Consider the following 18,752-nt stretch of genomic DNA (forward strand, 5'->3'; position numbering starts at 1 on the left):
CGTTACTTAGGGAAGAGTGAGGAATGCTATGCGCTTGCGAATTTTATCTGACCTTCATTTGGAGTTTTTTGACGGCAACCGTGAATTACCCGAGGTAGAGGCCGATCTCATCATCTTGGCAGGCGATATTTATCAGAGAACGGAAGGGCTTGCCTGGGCTAGGCAACGGTTTCCAGAAATGCCTATTTTATATGTGCCGGGAAATCATGAGTTTTATGGTACCTGTATGCCGTTACTGCGTGAGGAGCTAGCAATAGAAGCCGAACGACTAGGCATTGAACTCATGGATAACCGTGCCGTTACTCTCAATGGAGTGCGTTTTTATGGCACTACGCTGTGGACTGACTTTGCGCTGTACGCTGATGATCCAACCAAGGATCCAGTGGAGACAGTATCCAAAGCGTTGCGTGTAATGCCCGACTTTAAAATCGTTCAGACCTCGCCTGGGGTAACGTTTTCACCGCTGGCGAGCCAACAGTTACACGCTGAAGCGCTAGCATGGCTTGAAAGTGAGCTGGCTTTACCGTTTGAAGGCCCGAAGGTGGTGGTCAGTCATCATGCCCCGCTGCGCGACTGCATCCCTGGCCAATACCAGGGCGATGTACTTTCGCCTGCGTTTGCTTCCCACCTTCCTCATTTAATGGGCAAGATGGATCTATGGGTGCATGGTCATGTTCATGAGCCGGTGGATACTTTGTGTAACGGCACGCGCATCATCGCTAATCCAGGCGGTTATCCCTATGAGTTCTCTCCAGCTCTTTTTGAGCCGAGTTTGGTGGTTGAGGTTGATTTATAGGCCAATGAACTATCCTTCAATAAACCCTTTCGCTCTTGGATCCTGCATATAAGCAACGTTGAGTCGCCGCCAGGGCGTTGGTTGATGATCGGCAAAGAATAAATGCCCTGGCGACAGGGTAACTTTCCAGTCATCAGCCAGTTCACTCAATCTTTCAGATGTTATCGCTGCCGGTGGCTTTGCCCACACAAACATCCCGCCGGTAGGCTCGGTATAAACATCCCAACTGGCACGTTTGAGCATCGCAAGCGCCATAGACATGTGGTTGGAAAGCCTAGCACTTAGCCGCTCCGTCAGCTTTCGGTAGCTACCGTTTTGAAGCATGGTGGTAATGACTTGCTCAGCAAAGCGCGAAGAAGAAATGCTGGTCAGCATTTTGATATCGACAATGCGCTGCACTATTGAAGAAGGGGCCGCGATATAACCAACGCGCAGAGAAGAGGAGAGGCTTTTTGAAAAGCTGCCCAGATAAATAACTCGGCTGAGGCCATCTAACGCGGCTAAGCGAGTGCTTGGTGTATGTTGAAAGTCTGCGTATATATCATCTTCTATCAGTTTGAAATCGTACTGCCCGGCTAATTGTAATAAGCGATGCGCAATGGTGGGCGTTAGCGTTCCCCCTGTGGGGTTTTGAAAAACGCTGTTGGTATAAAAAAGTGTCGGCCGATGCTCTGCAAGTAATTCTTCTAAGCGTTCAAGATCAGGACCGTCGGCTAAGCGAGGTACGCCGATAACACGAACACGTTGCAGATGTAGCAGGCCAAATAGGTTGTAATAGCCTGGTGATTCCACGAAGACAACGTCTCCGGGTTCGAGAAGCAAGCGCACCAATAAATCTAGCGAATGACTGCTGCCGCTGGTGGTGACAATTTGCTGAGGATTTGTCGAGATCGCTAAAAGCCGAAGTCGCTCTTGTATTAAGTGCCGTAACGCCGTGGGGCCTTGGGGGGTACTGTATTCAAAAATGTCCGCGCGATTTATGCGCGCAACTTGGCGGATCGCATAGGTTAAATCATCGCTCTCCCGCCAATGACTGGGTAACCAACCACATCCAAGGGGCAGGGCAGTCTCATCCGCACTAAAAAGCCCCCAAAGCCCGTTGGTCACTTCCTGCAGTGGGCTGGAAACTGTTTGGTGCTCGCTTGGTGGACTATCGGCAACAAAAAATCCTGCCCCCGGTTTTGAGCGGACCAACCCTGCCGCGATTAAACGCTCGTAAGCCTCAATGGCCGCATTGCGGCTAACGTGATGTGTTGCAGCTAAATAGCGAATGGAGGGTAGGCGCCTGCCATTACCAGGTTTGTTTTGTTTAATCCAAGTGCTGATCGCCTCTTCAAGTTGCTGTGCAATAGGCGTATTGGCATGCCGATCAACTTTTAACTTCATATATAGTCCTGCTGGATCAACTGTTCATTAAAAAACCGGAACAGTGCCTCAATAATAGTGGCCCAGTGTATCTTACCCCGCTTGAATAAGCGTGCGAGCTTTATGGTTCTTTTAGCAATCTCAAGTGAGTTAATGCATGAACCAGTACAGCGCAGCCCGCCTTGCTTTCGGACTATGTATGATCACCACGGCCGTTAATTTGCAGGCACCGCTATATGGTGCGTTGGCAGCGCAAGGCGGGGTTGGTGTTGGTGCCACGACAATTGCTTTTGCCTGTTACGTAGCAGGGGTGATGCCTGTATTGCTGGGGCTTAATGGCTTGGCCGAGCGGGTAGGTTACAAAGCCATCATTGTCACTGCGTTACTGCTTAATATGCTGGCCACTTCCCTGATGCTAATAGCGCCTGGCATCGTAATGCTTGGCGTGGCGCGTTTTCTGCTTGGGGTGGGGACCGCGCTGGCATCCGCGGTAGCACCAGCTTATATGCAACAATTATGGCAAGGCGATGATAAGCAAGCTTCTACCAGTTACGTCACGATTAGCAGCGCGCTTGGGTTCGGTTTAGGGGCAGCGGTGACCAGCGTTTTTATCGTTACTACGCCTAGCTTAACGCCCCCCAGTTTGTGGTTATATCTATGCATTAGCGCTTTCGCATTAATAGGCGTGTTGACGTTGCGAAAAATCATGCCCAGTGGGCCGAAAGGCAGCATGTTACGTTTGCCCAGTTACCCAAAAGGGGCTATTCGATTTGGCTTTGCGATTTTAATTGCCTGGGCCACGGTGGGGTTGGTAATTGCCATATTGCCTTCCGCATTAGACCAGCATGGTTTAAGCGTTTGGAGTGGTTTCGCTGTTTTCGGTATTTGCAGCTGTGGCGTGTTATTTCAACCCTGGGCCAGAAAGTTGTCGTCATATCGGTCTACGTTATTGGGGCTTGCGATTCTGCCACCGGCTTATGGACTGATTGCTTGGGGAGCTATCGCGGGCCACTTACCCATATTACTACTAGGCACGATCATGGCTAGCAGCGCCTGTTACGGCTTTATTTATCTGGGTGGATTAAGTGGCGTGTTATCCGTGGCTGGCCCATCTTCTACCCAAGCGAGCGCTGGATATTTTCTAATGGCCTACATTGGTTTCAGTATTCCTGTGGTCACAACGGGAGTGCTTATAGATGCCCTAGGGCATAGCGCGGCATTAACGCTTTTTGGAGTTGCCTTACTTGGGGGAGTTGTCACAACACTCTGGTTAGTTATTCAGAATCAACGAGAGTACCGCCCAGTGCTAATGGATTAGGCTGGCTGCGTGGCTCTTGAAGTAAATTGCTGACGAAAAATTCAGTGGCGTTTTATATGCTGAGACTATTTAACAATAGTTGAAAGTTGCCGGCGTTAAGGCTTTGGTAGAGTCAGCAATTAGGGGAACTTAAACCAACAAAGATATTGCAACACAAACGTAAGCGTTGGTTATCCCCAAAACAGCACTGATAACAATACTGATAAAAACAACGCAGCAATGGAGCGCCACTAATGAGTGATACTAAGTTCGCCCAACAGGGTATGTCTTTTCGTGAAAGTGTCGAGCACATGGTGGATCACGCTATCGATATCATGGAGCTGGAAGAGGGCATTGGAAACGCTCTGAAGGTATGCCAGAGCGTAGTGCAGGTATCATTTCCGATTGATATCGACGGCAAGATTGAAATGTTTACGGGCTGGCGAGCCACGCATAGTGATCACCGTCTGCCCTCAAAAGGCGGTATTCGTTTTGCGATGATGGTCGACCAGGACGAAGTCGAGGCGTTGGCAGCGCTGATGACCTATAAGTGCGCGATTGTCGACGTACCGTTTGGTGGTTCAAAGGGCGGGCTGATCATTGATCCGAGCAAGTACACTCAAAAACAGCTGGAAGCCATTACGCGGCGTTTTGCGCGCGAGCTGATCAACAAGGGGTATCTAAGCCCTGCCACCAACGTACCTGCTCCCGATATGGGCACCGGACCGCGTGAAATGGGCTGGATGGTAGATACCTACCGCCAGATGTTCCCTAATGATATCAACTACATGGGGGCGTTAACCGGTAAGCCGGTTGAACATGGTGGTGTGCGTGGACGTAACGAGGCGACCGGGCGCGGGGTGCAGTATGCGTTGCGCGAACTTTTCCGCCACCCAGAAGAAATCAAGCGTTGTGGTCTGTCTGGCAGCTTGGCTGGCAAGCGGATTGTGGTGCAGGGATTAGGTAATGTGGGCTTCCACGCTGCGCACTTTCTACAGACCGAAGATGGCAGCCGGATTACCGCTATCATCGAGCGTGATGGGGCCTTGGTTAATGACGATGGCTTGGATGTTAAGGCGGTACGTGAGTATATCGCTGAGACCGGTGGGGTTAAGGGATATCCGCATGCAGAGTACCGAGAAGATGGTAACAAGGTGCTGGAGCTTGAGTGCGATATTCTTATACCGGCGGCCCTGGAAGGGGTTATCACTGCCAAAAATGCGCCCTATATTCAGGCGCCGCTTATCGCTGAAGCGGCCAACGGCCCTATTACCTATGAAGCAGATAAAATTCTTCAAGAGCGGGGTGTCGAGATTATCCCCGATGCATACTGCAACGCCGGCGGCGTGGTGGTTTCCTATTTCGAGTGGATTCGTAACTTAAATCACGTTCGCTTTGGAAGGCTCGATAAGCGCTTCCATGAAGCTCGTGGTCAGCACATTATTAAGGCGATTGAAGAGTCAACGGGCCATAAAGTACCAGATCATCTGGCTGACGAGCTAGCTCGCGGTGCCGATGAGTTTGATCTAGTACGTTCTGGTTTGGACGACACCATGCGTTTGGCGCTACAAGAGATCATTCGCACCCGTAATGAAAACCCGAAAGTTAACGACTACCGCATGGCGGCTTATCTGATTGCCATCGAGAAAGTTGCCCGCCACTATCGCGATATCGGTGTTTAATACAACGCTGCTATTGCTAGCTCAGCTGTAATGCAGTGGTGCATAAGCCATCCCTCATGTGTGTCATGAGGGATGGCTGAGTGTCTTAGCGATGACTTCCTTCCAGCTGCGCCATTAAATAGCCATACATTGCATCTGCGGCGGGTGAAAGGCTTTGACGTGCTCGCCTTAATACACCAATTCGGCGCTCCAAGTGTGGGGTGGCGAGTGGAATAAAGCGCAGCCGCTGATGTTCTTCCTGAAACGCTAACCGGGGCAGGGTGGTTACACCTATACCCGCTTCCAGCATGGCAGTCAGCGAAATCATGTTGGAAATATACAGCGTGCTATGGGCTAAAAGCTCTGCTGCTGGTGACCCTTCAAGCAGGCGCGAGGTGCCGTTACGAATGAGTGTATACGGCTTTAAAGCGCGCCAATGCAGTGCATCTTTCTGAGCCAGTGGGTGGTCGTCACGACACACCACGCCAATATCATCGTGGAGTAGCGCATCAAAGCGGAGGGTGTCATCGGGTAGCCATAAGCTAGTGATGCCGAGCTCTACCTCGCCTTTCAGAACCATCTCATTGACTCGCTCGGAGTGGCCGTCCTGTAGGCTGATATCAATACCGGGGGAAGCCTCCAGAAATCCGGCTAATAGAGCGGGCATAAGACGGCTGGCGACCGAGGGTACAGCGGCAATATCAACGCGGCCACGCTGCTGGCGAGCAATGGCCAGCGCATCGCGACATACTCGGTCGTGATGCGCTACCAATTCGCGAAAACGTGGTTCGCACCAACGGCCAAAGGGCGTTAACAGGGCTTTGCCGCCGCCTTTTTCAAAGATCGGCTGGCCAAGGCGCTCTTCAAGGTCACGCACGGCCATAGAAATGGCTGGCTGACTGCGATGCAACTGCTTAGCTGCGGCGTGAAAGCCACCCGAATCAAGAATCGCCAGTACATAGCGTAAAGGTGCCAGTTTCAATTCGGGGAGCATGGTCGGTGTTTCATCTCGCTATAGTGGCAAGCTGCAATGGTAAGTTTTGCTGATCATTTTATCTGAATTATTGATTATCCTTATCTTCCCGCCTTCTCTAGCATGTCGTCAACAACCCGTATCAACGACATTAAGAGAGAGGTCGCTATGTCATCCCTCCACGCGCTCTATATCAACGGCCAGTGGGTCGATGGCGAAAGCCATATCACCAACGTCAATCCCTCGGATCTTGCTGATGTGATTGGTGACTATGCCCAGGCGAGTGTTGCCCAGGTTAACGAGGCAATCAATGCAGCTCGCAGTGGTCAGCGGGAGTGGGCCAAGAGCGGTTTGGAACAGCGCTATGGCGTGCTGATGGCAATCGGGGATGAGTTAATGGCGCGAAAGGAAGAGCTTGGCTGCCTGCTATCCCGTGAAGAAGGAAAGCCGCTGGCTGAAGGTATAGGCGAAGTGGCGCGTTCGGCGCAGTTTTTTCACTATTACGCCGCTGAAGTGCTGCGCCAGATTGATGAGCGGGTAGAGTCAGTCCGTCCTGGCGTTGAAGTTGATACACGCCGCGAGCCGGTAGGCGTGGTGGGCATTATCAGCCCGTGGAACTTCCCCATGGCTAACGCGGTGTGGAAGATCGCCCCAGCACTGGCCTTTGGTAATGCGGTTATTTTTAAGCCTGCCAATCTAGTACCGGCCAGCGCTTGGGCGCTGACCGAAATCATCAGTCGTCAAGCACTGCCAGCGGGTTCCTTCAACCTACTGATGGGGAGTGGTGGTCGTGTTGGCGAGGCGCTGATCACAAGCCCAGTTATTAATGCGCTGACCTTTACCGGGTCGCTGGAAGTGGGGCGCCGGGTGGCGGCGGCTACCGCCGGTAATCTGGTCAAGTGTCAGTTGGAAATGGGCTCCAAGAACGCCCTGATTGTTGCTGAAGATGCCGATCTGGATCTAGCGGTGGAAGCGGCGTTTAACGGTGCCTATTCCGGTACGGGACAGAAGTGCACAGCGTCTTCACGGCTGATTGTTCATGAAACCATTCACGATGCGTTTGTGGACAAGCTGACTGCGCGGCTAGCGAAAGCCAAAGTCGGGCCAGCCCTGGAAGAAGGTGTGCAGATTGGGCCCGTCGCTGATGCCCGTCAGTTGGAGTCCAATCTTCATTGGATTGAACGTGGTAAAGCTGATGGCGCCAAACTGGTCTTTGGCGGTGAGCGGGTAAGTTGCGCCAGCCAAGGCTTCTTTATGGCCCCCACGCTGTTTGTGGAGACCACTAATGAGATGGCCATCAACCGCGAAGAGGTCTTCGGCCCAATAGCCTGTGTGATCAAGGTCGCCGATATGGACGAGGCGATCGCTACCCTGAATGACACTAATTTCGGCCTAACCGCAGGCATTATTACTGACTCATTGGCGCTGGCGACTCGCTTCAAAGCCGAAGCCGAGACCGGCTGTGTGATGGTCAACCTGCCCACCGCTGGCACCGATTATCACGTGCCGTTCGGCGGACGGAAGGACTCCAGTTTCGGCCCCCGTGAGCAGGGGCGCTATGCACGTGAGTTTTATACCGTAGTCAAGACTTGCTACGTGAAAGCGTGAGGAGCGGCGCATGTCTAAACAGGTGCTGACCGTTGATGGACTGCAGTATTCCAACTGGTCTCGAGAGATTTTTGAGCAGATGCGCGAGGGTGGTGTGGATGCCGTCCATGCCACTCTGGTGTATCACGAAACCTTGCGCGAAACCCTAACCCGCATCGGCGAATGGAACCGCCGTTTTGAAGCCCATGGCGATTTGATTATGCCGGTGCATGCCCCGAGCGATATTTTGCGCGCTCAGCAGGCAGGCAAAGTGGGCATATTCTTTGGCGCTCAAAACTGCTCGCCGATCGAAGATGATATCGACATGGTGGCGGTGCTGCGCCAGTTGGGCCTTTTGATTATGCAGCTCACCTATAACAACCAAAGCTTGCTGGCGTGTGGTTGTTATGAAAGTGAAGACAGCGGTATTACCCGCTTTGGCCGCCAGGTGATTCGCGAGATGAACCGGGTCGGTATGGTGATTGATATGTCTCATAGCAGCGAACGCTCGACGCTTGAGGCTATCGAGATTTCCGAGCGCCCGGTAATTATCTCTCACGCAAACCCGAGCTTTTTCCACGCCGCCAAGCGTAATAAGTCTGACAAAGTGCTTCATGCAATTGCTGAAAGCGATGGTCTGCTGGGCTTTTCGGCTTATCCGTTCCACCTGAAGAACGGCCCGGACTGCACTCTGGAAGATTACTGCGACATGATTGCCCGCACCGTAGACATGATGGGGATTGAACACGTCGGCCTGGGAACAGACTTGTGCCAAAACCAGCCGACCACGGTGCTGGAATGGATGCGTAACGGTCGCTGGTCGAAAGAGATGGATTACGGTGAAGGCAGTGCCAACAACGCAGGCTGGCCCCAGCCGCTAGCTTGGTTACGCGATAGCCGCGATTTCCCCAACCTGATTATTGGGCTGCGTACCAAAGGATTTGGCGACGAGGAGATTGCTCGCATTATGGGGCGCAACTGGGTCGAACTGTTAGAGCGAACGACCATGTTAACGACCTAACCGGCCAATTTATCACGCCACACCGGCTGCATTGATCACTATCAACACTTACCACCAACAATAATCAATAACGAGGTTCCCCCCATGAACTCACCCAAAGACACAGGCCCTGCCCATGGGCTTGCTAAGTTCGGCGACCCGGTGGTACTCGGGCTTAGCGGCGGTTTTGTAATTCTTTTCGTGGTGCTTTCGTTAATCAATCTCGAGGGAGTCGCTGGGGCTATTTCAGCTGGTTTTGCCTGGACAGCGGCTGTGCTGGGTTCGTATTTCCAACTGCTATTGCTACTGACGTTCTTTATTGCCATTGGCTTGGCAATTTCGCCAGCAGCCAGCGCTAAGGTGGGTGGTCTGGATACGCCCGAGCTGAGCACCTTTAAATGGCTTTCTATCATTATGTGCACCCTGCTGGCGGGCGGCGGCGTATTTTTTGCTGCAGGAGAACCGGTGTATCACTTCGTGGTTACACCGCCCGCCTTCGACACTGAAGCTGGTACGGTGGAAGCCATTGCCGGTGCGCTAGCGCAGTCATTTATGCACTGGGGCTTTCTGGCCTGGGCGGTACTTGGCTCGCTGACGGCTATTGTGTTGGCTTACTGGCACTATGACCGCGGCCTACCACTTCAGCCACGTACCTTGCTTTACCCAGTGCTGGGCGAGCGGTTGATGCGTAGCTGGGTCGGTGGTGTCGTAGATGCCTGCTGTGTCATTGCCGTAGTCGCAGGCACCGTTGGCCCCATTGGCTTTCTGGCGACCCAGGTCAGTTTTGGCCTGCATGAGCTGTTTGGGTTGAGTTCAGGTTATGGCACCCAGTTGGCCATTCTGTTGGTACTGGGCACTGTCTATGTCACTTCTGCCGCGACCGGTATCCATCGTGGTATTCAGCTGCTCAGCCGTTTCAATGTGTTTCTGGCCCTTGCAATCGCTGCCGTGATCTTTGTATTTGGCCCAACGCTGTTCTTTACCAATGCTTACCTGCAAGGCTTTGGTGTCTACATCAGCTCCTTTTTCGCCATGGCGACCATGACCTCGGAAACTGCGCCGGCTTGGTGGATGCAGTGGTGGGCTGTGTTCTTTTTCGCTTGGTTTATTGGTTACGGCCCACTAATGGCGATTTTCGTGGCACGTATTTCCCGTGGTCGCACTATTCGTCAGATGATTCTAGCAGTGGCGGTTATGGCGCCCATTGCGACTACCGTCTGGTTTACTCTGCTGGGTGGTGCCGTTATCCACTATCAGCTAACCGGAGCGATTGACTTGGCCGAGGCGCTCAATAACTTCCAGTTTGATGTGGCCACCTTGACGGTTGCACAGGCGCTACCGGGTGGCACCCTAATGGCTCTGGCAATTTTGCTATTAACGACCATCTTTGTGGCTACCACGGGTGACTCGATGAGCTACGCGATTGCTGTGGTTTGTACTGGTCATGATGAGCCACACACAGCTGTGCGCATTTTTTGGGGGATCACTATGTCGTTGATGGCCGCGATCCTGCTTTACATGGGCTCCGGTCAAATCGGTGTTCTGCAGCAATTTATCGTGATTACCGCAATTCCCGTTTCGCTGGTGCTGTTGCCATCTCTGTGGTTAGGGCCAAAAGCGGCCTATGCCATGGCACGTGAACAGGGACTGACGACGCGCAAGAAGGTGATCGTTAATGAGTAACCGAGACTGGGTGCTGGCGCCACTCGCGCCCCTGAATCTTCGCCCCGCTGATGAAGTGATGCGCTTGGAGCGTCTGGGCAGCTTGCATGCTTGCCGACTGAGTTTTGTGCGTTCCCTGATGCGTCAGATGGGGCGTCAGCGTTGGCAAATAAGCAGGGTGCGTTTTGATCTTGATGAAAATGGCTATGGCACTGCCGTTTATCGCCTCCAGACTCCCTATGGGCGTTACCACGGCGTTATGTTTGCCCAGGCGCTTGACGATGAGCGCCGCTCCGACCGCGTTATTGCTGACGCTTGGGACGTCACGTTTGGCTTAGTGGAAGGGGACGTAGATGACAGTTTGCTGGAACAAATGGCCGCCAATGTGCCCTTGCAGGAAGCAGGGCGTCAACATCCTCGGGTGCTGGTGCTGTCCCGCGCCAACAAGAGTTTGCGTAACTTTGCCCACTTTGTAGAAGCGTTAGGCAATGGTCAGCAGCCGGACCCGCAGTGGTTAACTCGGGTGGGCTATCTCTATCGCACCACGGCGGTTTACGGCAATGGTAAGTTTGGTCTCGCTGACTTCGCTCGCTTGCATGGAAACCCTGACTTCCGTCGGCCATTCTCGGTGCAGATGGCCGGCGTCTATTTGTTGCGGCATTTCTCGATTGAACAAGTGGAGCATCTGGCACGCAGTCAATCCCCTGAAACGGCTTGCGGGCTAGCCATCGAGTTGCGCCGCTATTTGGGGATAGGGAACTCAACTGGTCTAGGGATGGCTCCCTTTCTAATTAACCATCCGCAGCTGATTGCCCAGTGGGTCACCCAGCGTGAAACCGCATTGGCGTTGGCACAGCGTCAGGCGCCTAGCGAAGAAGAGCGAGCGCGCTTGATTGCGCTGACCAAACGTGCCCAGCAGCATTTGGCAGAAACCGTAACCGAGGATGCTGAGCAGCGCGAGCGCAACGTCGCAACCGTGGCCGCATTACCAGATGTGTTGAGCTGGTTGGAAAGTGTACCGTTGGAAGAGAACCTATGGGCTCAGTTAGTGGCGTGGAGCGAGCGCACTCTGTCGCTAGAAGCTCAGGAGCTCATCAATACGCTGTTGATCGAGCTGTACCCTGAGCAGGTTGACCCGCTGGAAGAGCAGATGGGGGTTAATGAAAACCTCGACCTTGAGCCGGATATGCCATTGATGCGTCTGCGCCAGCTAATTGAAACGCACTACGGTTGGGCACTTTCCCATGATTATACCAGCGATGAGGGTGCGTATTGGTTCTGGTACCGGTCGGCTGAAAAAGAGGAGCCGCGCCTAGGCGTGCGCGATGAGGAGCCTGGCGCTGAAAAGGAGGTGCCCATTGCCATGGGGCCACGTGTCGCCCACAGCCACGCAGCGATTTGTGAGTTTTTAGAGGATACACCGCGGGCCAAAGTGGTCGATTTTCTACTCGCCAAGCCACGGCATAAGGAAATTATTCGCCGCGTGCAAACCCTAGTAAAAGCCACTTACGGCGATATTCATGCCAATCTGTGGCATCGGGAAATGAAGCCGATGCATCTGCTGCGCACTAAGCTGGCGTTTTTTGGTGCTAGCCGCTTCGACCCCAAATCAGATCGCTGGGTGCGTATTACGCTGTTCCAAGGAGCGCCGTTGGTGGAAGAACTCAACGCCGAGCCGGAAGATCTCAGTCACTTCGATGATTGGAGTTTTCCGCTACAGCCACAGCTGGAAAAGGGCTGCGTGGCACCCGCTGGGCTATCTCCTCAGGGTGATCAATCTCCACAGGGCGAGCGGCCGCCATTACAACAGTCGTCATTCCAGCAACAGCGAACTGCTAAAGGGGGAGTGTCGCTATGAAAGTCTCCTTTAATGAGCTGCAAGGTCTGTGCAGAAAAGCGTTTACTGGGATTGGATTTGAAGACGGTGATGCCGCCGATGCCGCGGATATGGTGGCGTGGATGCAGTGTCATGGTTTCAACGCAATTGATCAGCTCAACCGCGGGCTAGATTTCCTGCTTGAAGAAGACCCTGAGTCGTTACCCAAGGTGATTTATCAGGACGGTGACCTAGCCGTACTGGATGGCCATGGCCAAAGCGTGCTGCGCAGTATTAGCTTGGCGACTGAATTGGGTTTTGCTAAGGCGCGTGCCCGTGGGCTTTCGGTGGTCAAAATTCGCCGCTGCCATAACCGCCAACTCATCATGGGCTATCTTTCACGCCTCGCCGGGCGTGGTATCAATATTACTGCCTTCTGGCGCAATGCTCAGGAGCCGCTCACCGAGCAGGTGGTGGGCTTTCGCGCAGGCCACTCCACGCCAGAAGTGCGTATCTATTCGGTGCGCGATGTTCCGGAAGAAAACGAACCCAACGACGGCATCACTCTGGTGATGGCCAACCACGTTGAGCTACTGCCTTCCCTGGGTGAAGACCACGATCTGGACCTGCTAGCACGCCATTCTGAGTCCGATTTAATGGCCTGCCGCGAGCGCTCGCTTCAGGAAGGCATTGAGGTAGATGATGCGATCTGGGCGCGTCTGAAAGCGCTGGCGCATCGCATCCTGGTGGAGTCTTCTGAGTCTTCCCGAGGCGGTGCTGGTGCAGGTGTCAACGATAACGATTGATAGATCAATGAGAGCATTGTCATGATTCAACCGGTAAAAACTGATCTCTATGCGGCCAAAGCTCCACTCGAATGGGCCGTGGTCGGCAATGGCATCTTATTCACCGCACAAATTCCCATCGGCGGCGATGGTGCCGTGGTAGAAGGCGGTATCGAAGCACAAACGCGCCAGACGCTAGATAATCTGCAACATACTCTGGAAAGCGCCGGCGCGGGTATGCAGCAACTGACTCAGGTATTGATTTACGTGACGCAACGCGAGGATTTGGCCACGGTTAATTGCGTCTATGCGGAATATGTCACCGCGCCTTACCCTAACCGGGCCGCCATTATTGTGTCTGGTTTTGCGCGAGAAGAAATGTTGGTAGAGATGGTGGCTTATGCTGCTGTCTCAGCGGTGCCATAGATGAAAATGTGGTTCATCTTCAAAGCGGCCCACGGGCCGCTTTTTTAGTGGTGCGCGATTAAGCGTGTTTCTTCACTAGCTGCCCGCAGGAAGGCGCTGCCCAGCGATCATCTTCGGTGAAGACCACATCGCAGACAACCGGTGAGTAAACGAGGCGCACTTCTTCATCAATTTGCTGGCGTAGGACATCTTGATGGGCAAGCGTAGACTCATGAAATGCTTTGGGTAGCACCACATGAACCATGATATACAGCAGGCGGCCAGGGCGTACCATGCGAACCCGCACTTCCTGGGTATCGATATCTGCAAGACCACGAGCAACCGCCTGGCGCACTGGCTCGGCGATTGTTTCGTCGGGCGTTTTATTGAGCAGCTCGCGCAGAGCCTGGGAGGCCATACGCACCGGTACGCCAAGGCATAGCAACACCACGGCCATCACCAGAAGTGAATCGACATAAGGTACGATTCCCCGCCAGTCTAGGCGCTCAAACAGCATCACCAGGCAGAACGCCGCTAACACGGCAGCTGAGATAATACTGTTTACCAACCAGTTGAGTTTGTCACCAGCCACTAGCGGGCTACTAACGTGGCGCTGGCTGCGGTGCATTACCCAAGCGGTGAGTGAGCAAGCGGCGGTGGCAAACAGTGCGTAGATAACCGCAAGCCCCGCTGAGATCTCCCGCCCACCTGTCAGTAGCGCAGCGATAGCGTCTACTAACGCAAAGATGGAAACGCCTAATATCAATAAACCTTTGCATAGATTTACTAAAGACTCGAAGTAGCTGTAGCCAAATGGGTAGGACTCGCTATCGGGTCGGCTGGCTAGCTTACTGACCTTGATGGTGACCAGCGCTACGCTAAAGTAGATAAGGTTAAATAACCCATCCAGCAAAATAGCCTGGGAGTTAGACGCCAACGTCGCAGTGATTCCTGCACAGCCAATCAGCAGTGCCATGAAAGCGGAAAATGCTAAGGTGCTGGACTCTTTTTTCACGAACTGTTGCTCCGAGATTGCCTAGCTAAGAGGCTGGCAAGCATAGCAATATCAGTGGCCGCAATGTCAGTGATTTGTTTACCCTGAGCCTATAGAAATAGCCTCTGATCGACCAACTTAGCACCCAGGGAGAAACGTGCTTATGCGTCACGCTAAGGATATAGCTTTTCAGCTCATTGCCCAGCAAGACGCTGCTGAACTGCTTCAGTTTGAGGTAGCCGAGCGGGTATGGTTTGAGCAGCATATAGAGGCCAGAGCGGAACACTTCTACACGCCTGAAGGTATTCGCCAGCATATTAATGAGTGCTTGGCGTTAAATGCCCGAGGACGTATGAGACCGCTTATTATCCAACATCGAGGTGCGATAGTTGGGCGCGCCAACCTACGTGAGATAGAGAATGGTTACGCTAAGGTGGGGTATCGGATAGCCCAACATGCGAGTGGTAATGGGCTGGCGCAAAAGGCATTGAACCATCTTATTAGCGAAGCTCGTTGCATTTACCAAATTAATACGCTCACGGCGACTGTTTCTTTAGACAATCACGCTTCACAGCGGGTACTGAAAAAAGCTGGGTTCGAAGTAATGGAAAAGCTACCTGAGTATTCGGTAGCAGCAGGGCGGAAGCTTGACTGCGTGGTGATGCAAAAAACAGATGTGTAGTGTTTAGAAACAAATGTATTGTTGTGAGATAGGGCTTTAGCTTTGGTTCGACACTTCGACGATGATTCAACTGATTTACCTAGTTATAGCAAGGGTGGCTACGCCGCCATCGCCCGCTAAAAGCGGCCTCCTACATTGGATGATGAGCCTTGAGTGCCTGAATAAAATTAAGTGGGCACTGATCATGGGCAGCCACTGATTTAATGAGACCTGAATCCTCGCAAACGTATGCATAAGTACTTAATGGTCTGCCCTGGGATAGGTTGAAGCCTGCACCAGGGACAGGAATGCCTACGAAGTTAATGAAAATAGCGCTGGCATTTTTTCCGCTTCTTTTTGAATGTTGTCGTCGACCGGTGTGTCGTAAGTCTTGAGCAGGTAGCCCAACACCGAATAGACCCCTACCATAGCAATCAGGTCGATAACGGCCTTACGTCCGATGGCGTCTGCTAACTCTGCTTCTTGCTCAGTGGACAGCATTCGCTGGTCAAACAATGCATCCACCGCGTCGACGATAAGACCATCAACGCCTTCGGGGCGAGTTCGAATGGCATCGATCCGAGTCGTGGAGAACCCGAGAGCGAGCGCCCGGCTAACATGATGAGCCCATTCGTAGCGTGACCCCATGCGCAAGCCCGCGCGTAGAATCACCACCTCGGTTAATTCTGGCCCTAAGGCATTTTCCTTAACAACATGCTGGCGCAAAGGTGCCCAGGCTTTGAGTAAATCCGGGTGATGAGCCATGGTGCGATAGACATTGAGAGCACCGGCAAAGTCTTCGCGTAATTCAGCGATTTCGTTTGGCCAATCGGCATCAGCAATAGGCGGACAGGGAGAGGGCGTCATGGGTGAGCTCCATTCAGATAGGGTGCGTGACATCACTCGGCGATGGCGGCGTTGATGGCGTCGGCAATGCGCTCAATGATTAGGTCGACATCATCGGCTTCAATAATATAGGGCGGTGCCAGCAGGATATGGTCACCGTGAATGCCATCAATCGTGCCGCCCATAGGGTAGCTGATTAGCCCACGAGCCATGGCTTGTCGCTTAATCTTGGCGTGAATTTTTCGGCTCGGGTCGAAAGGTGTTTTAGTGTCCCGGTCCGCCACCAGCTCGATACCGCGAAACAGCCCTCTTCCCCGGATGTCGCCGACATAAGGGGATGCACCGAGAACGGCTTCCAAACCGCTTTGTAATCTCGCGCCCATGGCGTTTACATTGGCAAGTGTCTCGGGGCGCGCAATGATTTCAACCACTTTGTTAGCAGTTGCCGCGGCAACAGGGTGGCCGATGTAAGTATGCCCGTGTTGGAACAGGCCAGAACCGTTGGCGAAGCTGTCGTAAATTTTGCCGGACAGCATCACCGCGCCGATCGGCTGATAACCCCCGCCCAAGCCTTTGGCTATGGTGACGATATCCGGTGTGACGTCGTCTTGCTCGCAGGCGAAGACAGTGCCGGTGCGACCCATGCCGCACATCACTTCGTCGAGGATCAATAGCACGCCATATTTGTCGCATATCGCACGCACACGTTTAAAGTAATCAGCGACAGAGGCGACAGCACCGAGGGTGGCGCCTACGACGGGTTCGGCAACGAACGCCATCACTTCTTCAGGGCCAAGTTCCAGAATTTTTGCTTCGAGTTCGTCGGCAAGCCGAATAGCGTACGCCTCAGGCGACTCATCGGGGCCTTTCTCGCGATAGGCATAGCAGGGGGATACATGATGAGTTTCTGGCAGAATGGGCTGAAACTGCTTACGCCGCATCGCATTGCCACCGGTTGCCAACGCACCAATCGTGTTGCCATGGTAACTCTGGCGCCTGGCAATGATGTGCCTACGCTGTGGGGCGCCAATTTCCACGAAGTACTGCCGTGCCATCTTCAGCGCCGCTTCAACGGCCTCTGATCCGCCTGACACCAGATAGACGTAATTCAAGCCTTCAGGTGCTAAGTTGACGAGCTTCTCGGCAAGTGCTTCGGCAGCATCGGTGGTGAAAAACGAGGTGTGTGCGTAGCAGAGGTTATCAATTTGAGCGCGCATCGCCGCCAGCACTTCCGGATGGGCGTGACCAACGCTGGTGACCGCAGCGCCACCCGAGGCATCTAAGTATCGGCGCCCAGCAGTGTCTGTAATGTAGACGCCTTGCGCCGACGCGGCATGAGGGAGTGTTGGGCCGATACTGCGATGAAGAATACGAGTCATGGAAGCTGTTCCTTATGGTCACCAAGCGATGTGAGCACGCCATGATGAGGAGATTGGCACAACCTCATTAACAAATGCAACAATTGAATCATTATGTTTGATGTTAAAACATGTAGATCATTGTTTTTTTAGAACAGTAACGTTTAAATCGGCTGCCGTTTTAACAAGCCGTATAAGAGGCAACACGCATGCCGCAGCGCGACCCTTTAAGGGAACAGATTATCGCCCAGTACGATGCCATGTCGCCGCAGCTTCAGCAGGCTGCCCGCTACGTGCTGGAACACCCGGATGAGGTGGCACTGGTTTCTATGCGCGAGCTGGCGCGCCATGCGGCGGTGCAGCCTGCCACCATGACGCGTCTTGCAAAGTTCCTGGGGAAGCAAGGATATGATGATATCCGCGAGCATTATGTGGCAGCGCTGCGGCGGGGAAGTGATGGCTTTGCCGCTAAGGTTCGCCAGCGAAACGAGGGGGCTAGAGCCTCGGCCAACGGCAATATCGCCGCGCATATGCTGCATGGGCTGAGTGCTCAGATTACTCGGCTCTGTGAGCCTGACTCACTGCAACGGTTGGAAGCCATCGCTAACACGCTGAAATCAGCAAGAAAAGTGTATGTGCTAGGCTTGCGTTCATGTCACTCCGTGGCGTGGCATTTCCATTACGTCATGTCACTGCTGGGGGAGCGCTCGGTCCACTTAGATGGACCGGCGGGAACCGGCGGCGATGCGCTAATTCGTGCCACGCCCGAAGATGCCTTGCTGGTTGTCTCCGTCAAACCTTACGCAGTAGCGACACTGGAACTGACGCAGTTGGCAAAAGACAAGGGGCTGACGATTCTGTCGATCACCGATAGTGAAGTATCGCCACTGGTAGGGATGTCAAAGCAGACGATTTTTTGCCCCACGGAAAGCGACAGCTTTTTCCATACGTTAACGCCCGCCTTAGCCATCTCCGAAGTACTGTGCACCTTATTGGCAGAAGATGATCGGTCACAGGCACTCGATGCGTTGCAGCGGGCAGATGAGCATTTTTTGAGCTTGAATACCTACGCGAGCGCTATTCCTCGACGGGAGTGACGTCATCGTAAAGCAGCTGTCAGTTACCCCTGCACCCATACCTCCTCGCCCCTAAACGCGACTTTCCAGGTACGCAGCTTGACGTCCTCATCCTCTAAGCATTGGCCATCTTCAAGGCGAAAATGCTGCTTATAGAGTGGCGAGGCAACCACAAGGTTGCCTTTAACATCACCGATAATGCCGCGGGCAATGACGTTAGCGTTAGAAAACGGATCAAAGTGGTCAAGGGCGTAGAGTTCTTTCTCCTGTCCCTGGGAACGCTGCCTCGGTAAGTAGAAAATGGCCACTTGGGCAGGGCCTTCTGACGTGTTCAACCAAGCAGCGACGCCGGAAAATGCCACTAAGTCAGCTTTAGCGCAGAGCGGCTGCCAGGTGTCAGTGCTCACGGTGTGTTTGAGTGCGGTCGCGGTCATCAGTTACCTCATTAACGTTGTCTGGTTTGCGATTAT

At 53.3% G+C, this 18,752-nt stretch carries 17 protein-coding genes; 11 read left to right on the forward strand and 6 right to left on the reverse strand.

Annotation, left to right across the window (positions count from 1 at the left end; all coding sequences use genetic code 11):
• Positions 1–28: 28 nt before the first annotated feature.
• Complete coding sequence (locus tag REH51_RS13305; protein ID WP_498936034.1) at positions 29–796, forward strand: metallophosphoesterase; 768 nt, start codon at positions 29–31, stop codon at positions 794–796.
• A gap of 9 nt (positions 797–805) precedes the next feature.
• On the opposite strand, the gene REH51_RS13310 is transcribed toward REH51_RS13305, so the two are convergent.
• Positions 806–2,182 carry an aminotransferase-like domain-containing protein gene (locus REH51_RS13310; RefSeq protein WP_498936036.1) on the reverse strand — a complete coding sequence of 459 codons (1,377 nt, stop codon included), beginning with the start codon at positions 2,180–2,182 and terminating at the stop codon, positions 806–808.
• Positions 2,183–2,318: 136 nt separating this feature from the next.
• On the opposite strand from REH51_RS13310, the gene REH51_RS13315 reads away from it, so the two are divergent.
• Together REH51_RS13315 and REH51_RS13320 are read left to right on the forward strand one after the other, a co-directional pair.
• Positions 2,319–3,479, forward strand: coding sequence for an MFS transporter (locus REH51_RS13315; protein WP_009722319.1), 1,161 nt, complete (start codon positions 2,319–2,321; stop codon positions 3,477–3,479).
• A gap of 233 nt (positions 3,480–3,712) precedes the next feature.
• The gene (locus REH51_RS13320; RefSeq protein WP_009722320.1) at positions 3,713–5,140 is read left to right on the forward strand and encodes a Glu/Leu/Phe/Val family dehydrogenase; all 1,428 of its coding nucleotides are present in this window, start codon (positions 3,713–3,715) and stop codon (positions 5,138–5,140) included.
• An 85-nt stretch (positions 5,141–5,225) separates the two neighbouring features.
• Here REH51_RS13320 and REH51_RS13325 read toward each other — a convergent pair whose 3' ends face one another.
• Positions 5,226–6,113 carry a LysR family transcriptional regulator gene (locus tag REH51_RS13325; RefSeq protein WP_498936037.1) on the reverse strand — a complete coding sequence of 296 codons (888 nt, stop codon included), beginning with the start codon at positions 6,111–6,113 and terminating at the stop codon, positions 5,226–5,228.
• A 147-nt stretch (positions 6,114–6,260) separates the two neighbouring features.
• Here REH51_RS13325 and REH51_RS13330 point away from each other — a divergent pair, with 147 nt between their 5' ends.
• The 6 genes from REH51_RS13330 (at position 6,261) to REH51_RS13355 (ending at position 13,368) form a co-directional block, all read left to right on the forward strand.
• Positions 6,261–7,700 carry an aldehyde dehydrogenase family protein gene (locus REH51_RS13330; protein WP_498936039.1) on the forward strand — a complete coding sequence of 480 codons (1,440 nt, stop codon included), beginning with the start codon at positions 6,261–6,263 and terminating at the stop codon, positions 7,698–7,700.
• 10 nt (positions 7,701–7,710) lie between these two features.
• Entirely contained in the window at positions 7,711–8,700 is a 990-nt protein-coding gene (locus REH51_RS13335) for a dipeptidase (RefSeq protein ID WP_009722323.1), read from the forward strand.
• 84 nt (positions 8,701–8,784) lie between these two features.
• Positions 8,785–10,362 carry a BCCT family transporter gene (locus REH51_RS13340; RefSeq protein WP_498936041.1) on the forward strand — a complete coding sequence of 526 codons (1,578 nt, stop codon included), beginning with the start codon at positions 8,785–8,787 and terminating at the stop codon, positions 10,360–10,362.
• Entirely contained in the window at positions 10,355–12,199 is a 1,845-nt protein-coding gene (locus REH51_RS13345; RefSeq protein ID WP_009722326.1) for a hypothetical protein, read from the forward strand. Before REH51_RS13340 ends, REH51_RS13345 begins: the two co-directional genes overlap by 8 nt.
• Positions 12,196–12,963 (forward strand): DUF3726 domain-containing protein, encoded by a 768-nt coding sequence (locus tag REH51_RS13350; protein ID WP_009722327.1) that lies wholly within the window; start codon positions 12,196–12,198, stop codon positions 12,961–12,963. The genes REH51_RS13345 and REH51_RS13350 overlap by 4 nt, the downstream gene beginning before the upstream one ends.
• A gap of 21 nt (positions 12,964–12,984) precedes the next feature.
• Complete coding sequence (locus tag REH51_RS13355; RefSeq protein ID WP_009722328.1) at positions 12,985–13,368, forward strand: RidA family protein; 384 nt, start codon at positions 12,985–12,987, stop codon at positions 13,366–13,368.
• Between the two features lie 58 nt (positions 13,369–13,426).
• Here REH51_RS13355 and REH51_RS13360 read toward each other — a convergent pair whose 3' ends face one another.
• Positions 13,427–14,362, reverse strand: coding sequence for a cation diffusion facilitator family transporter (locus REH51_RS13360; RefSeq protein ID WP_498936043.1), 936 nt, complete (start codon positions 14,360–14,362; stop codon positions 13,427–13,429).
• A 142-nt stretch (positions 14,363–14,504) separates the two neighbouring features.
• Between REH51_RS13360 and REH51_RS13365 the strand changes: the two genes are divergently transcribed.
• Entirely contained in the window at positions 14,505–15,023 is a 519-nt protein-coding gene (locus REH51_RS13365; RefSeq protein ID WP_009722330.1) for a GNAT family N-acetyltransferase, read from the forward strand.
• A 291-nt stretch (positions 15,024–15,314) separates the two neighbouring features.
• On the opposite strand, the gene REH51_RS13370 is transcribed toward REH51_RS13365, so the two are convergent.
• Positions 15,315–15,869: a carboxymuconolactone decarboxylase family protein gene (locus REH51_RS13370; RefSeq protein ID WP_498936045.1), complete on the reverse strand. Its 555-nt coding sequence runs from the start codon at positions 15,867–15,869 to the stop codon at positions 15,315–15,317.
• A gap of 32 nt (positions 15,870–15,901) precedes the next feature.
• Complete coding sequence (locus REH51_RS13375; RefSeq protein WP_009722332.1) at positions 15,902–17,227, reverse strand: aspartate aminotransferase family protein; 1,326 nt, start codon at positions 17,225–17,227, stop codon at positions 15,902–15,904.
• Positions 17,228–17,415: 188 nt separating this feature from the next.
• Here REH51_RS13375 and REH51_RS13380 point away from each other — a divergent pair, with 188 nt between their 5' ends.
• Complete coding sequence (locus tag REH51_RS13380; protein WP_009722333.1) at positions 17,416–18,303, forward strand: MurR/RpiR family transcriptional regulator; 888 nt, start codon at positions 17,416–17,418, stop codon at positions 18,301–18,303.
• 23 nt (positions 18,304–18,326) lie between these two features.
• On the opposite strand, the gene nirD is transcribed toward REH51_RS13380, so the two are convergent.
• Entirely contained in the window at positions 18,327–18,716 is a 390-nt protein-coding gene (gene nirD / locus REH51_RS13385) for a nitrite reductase small subunit NirD (RefSeq protein ID WP_009722334.1), read from the reverse strand.
• Positions 18,717–18,752 lie beyond the last annotated feature (36 nt).

This window comes from Halomonas bluephagenesis (assembly GCF_054790765.1).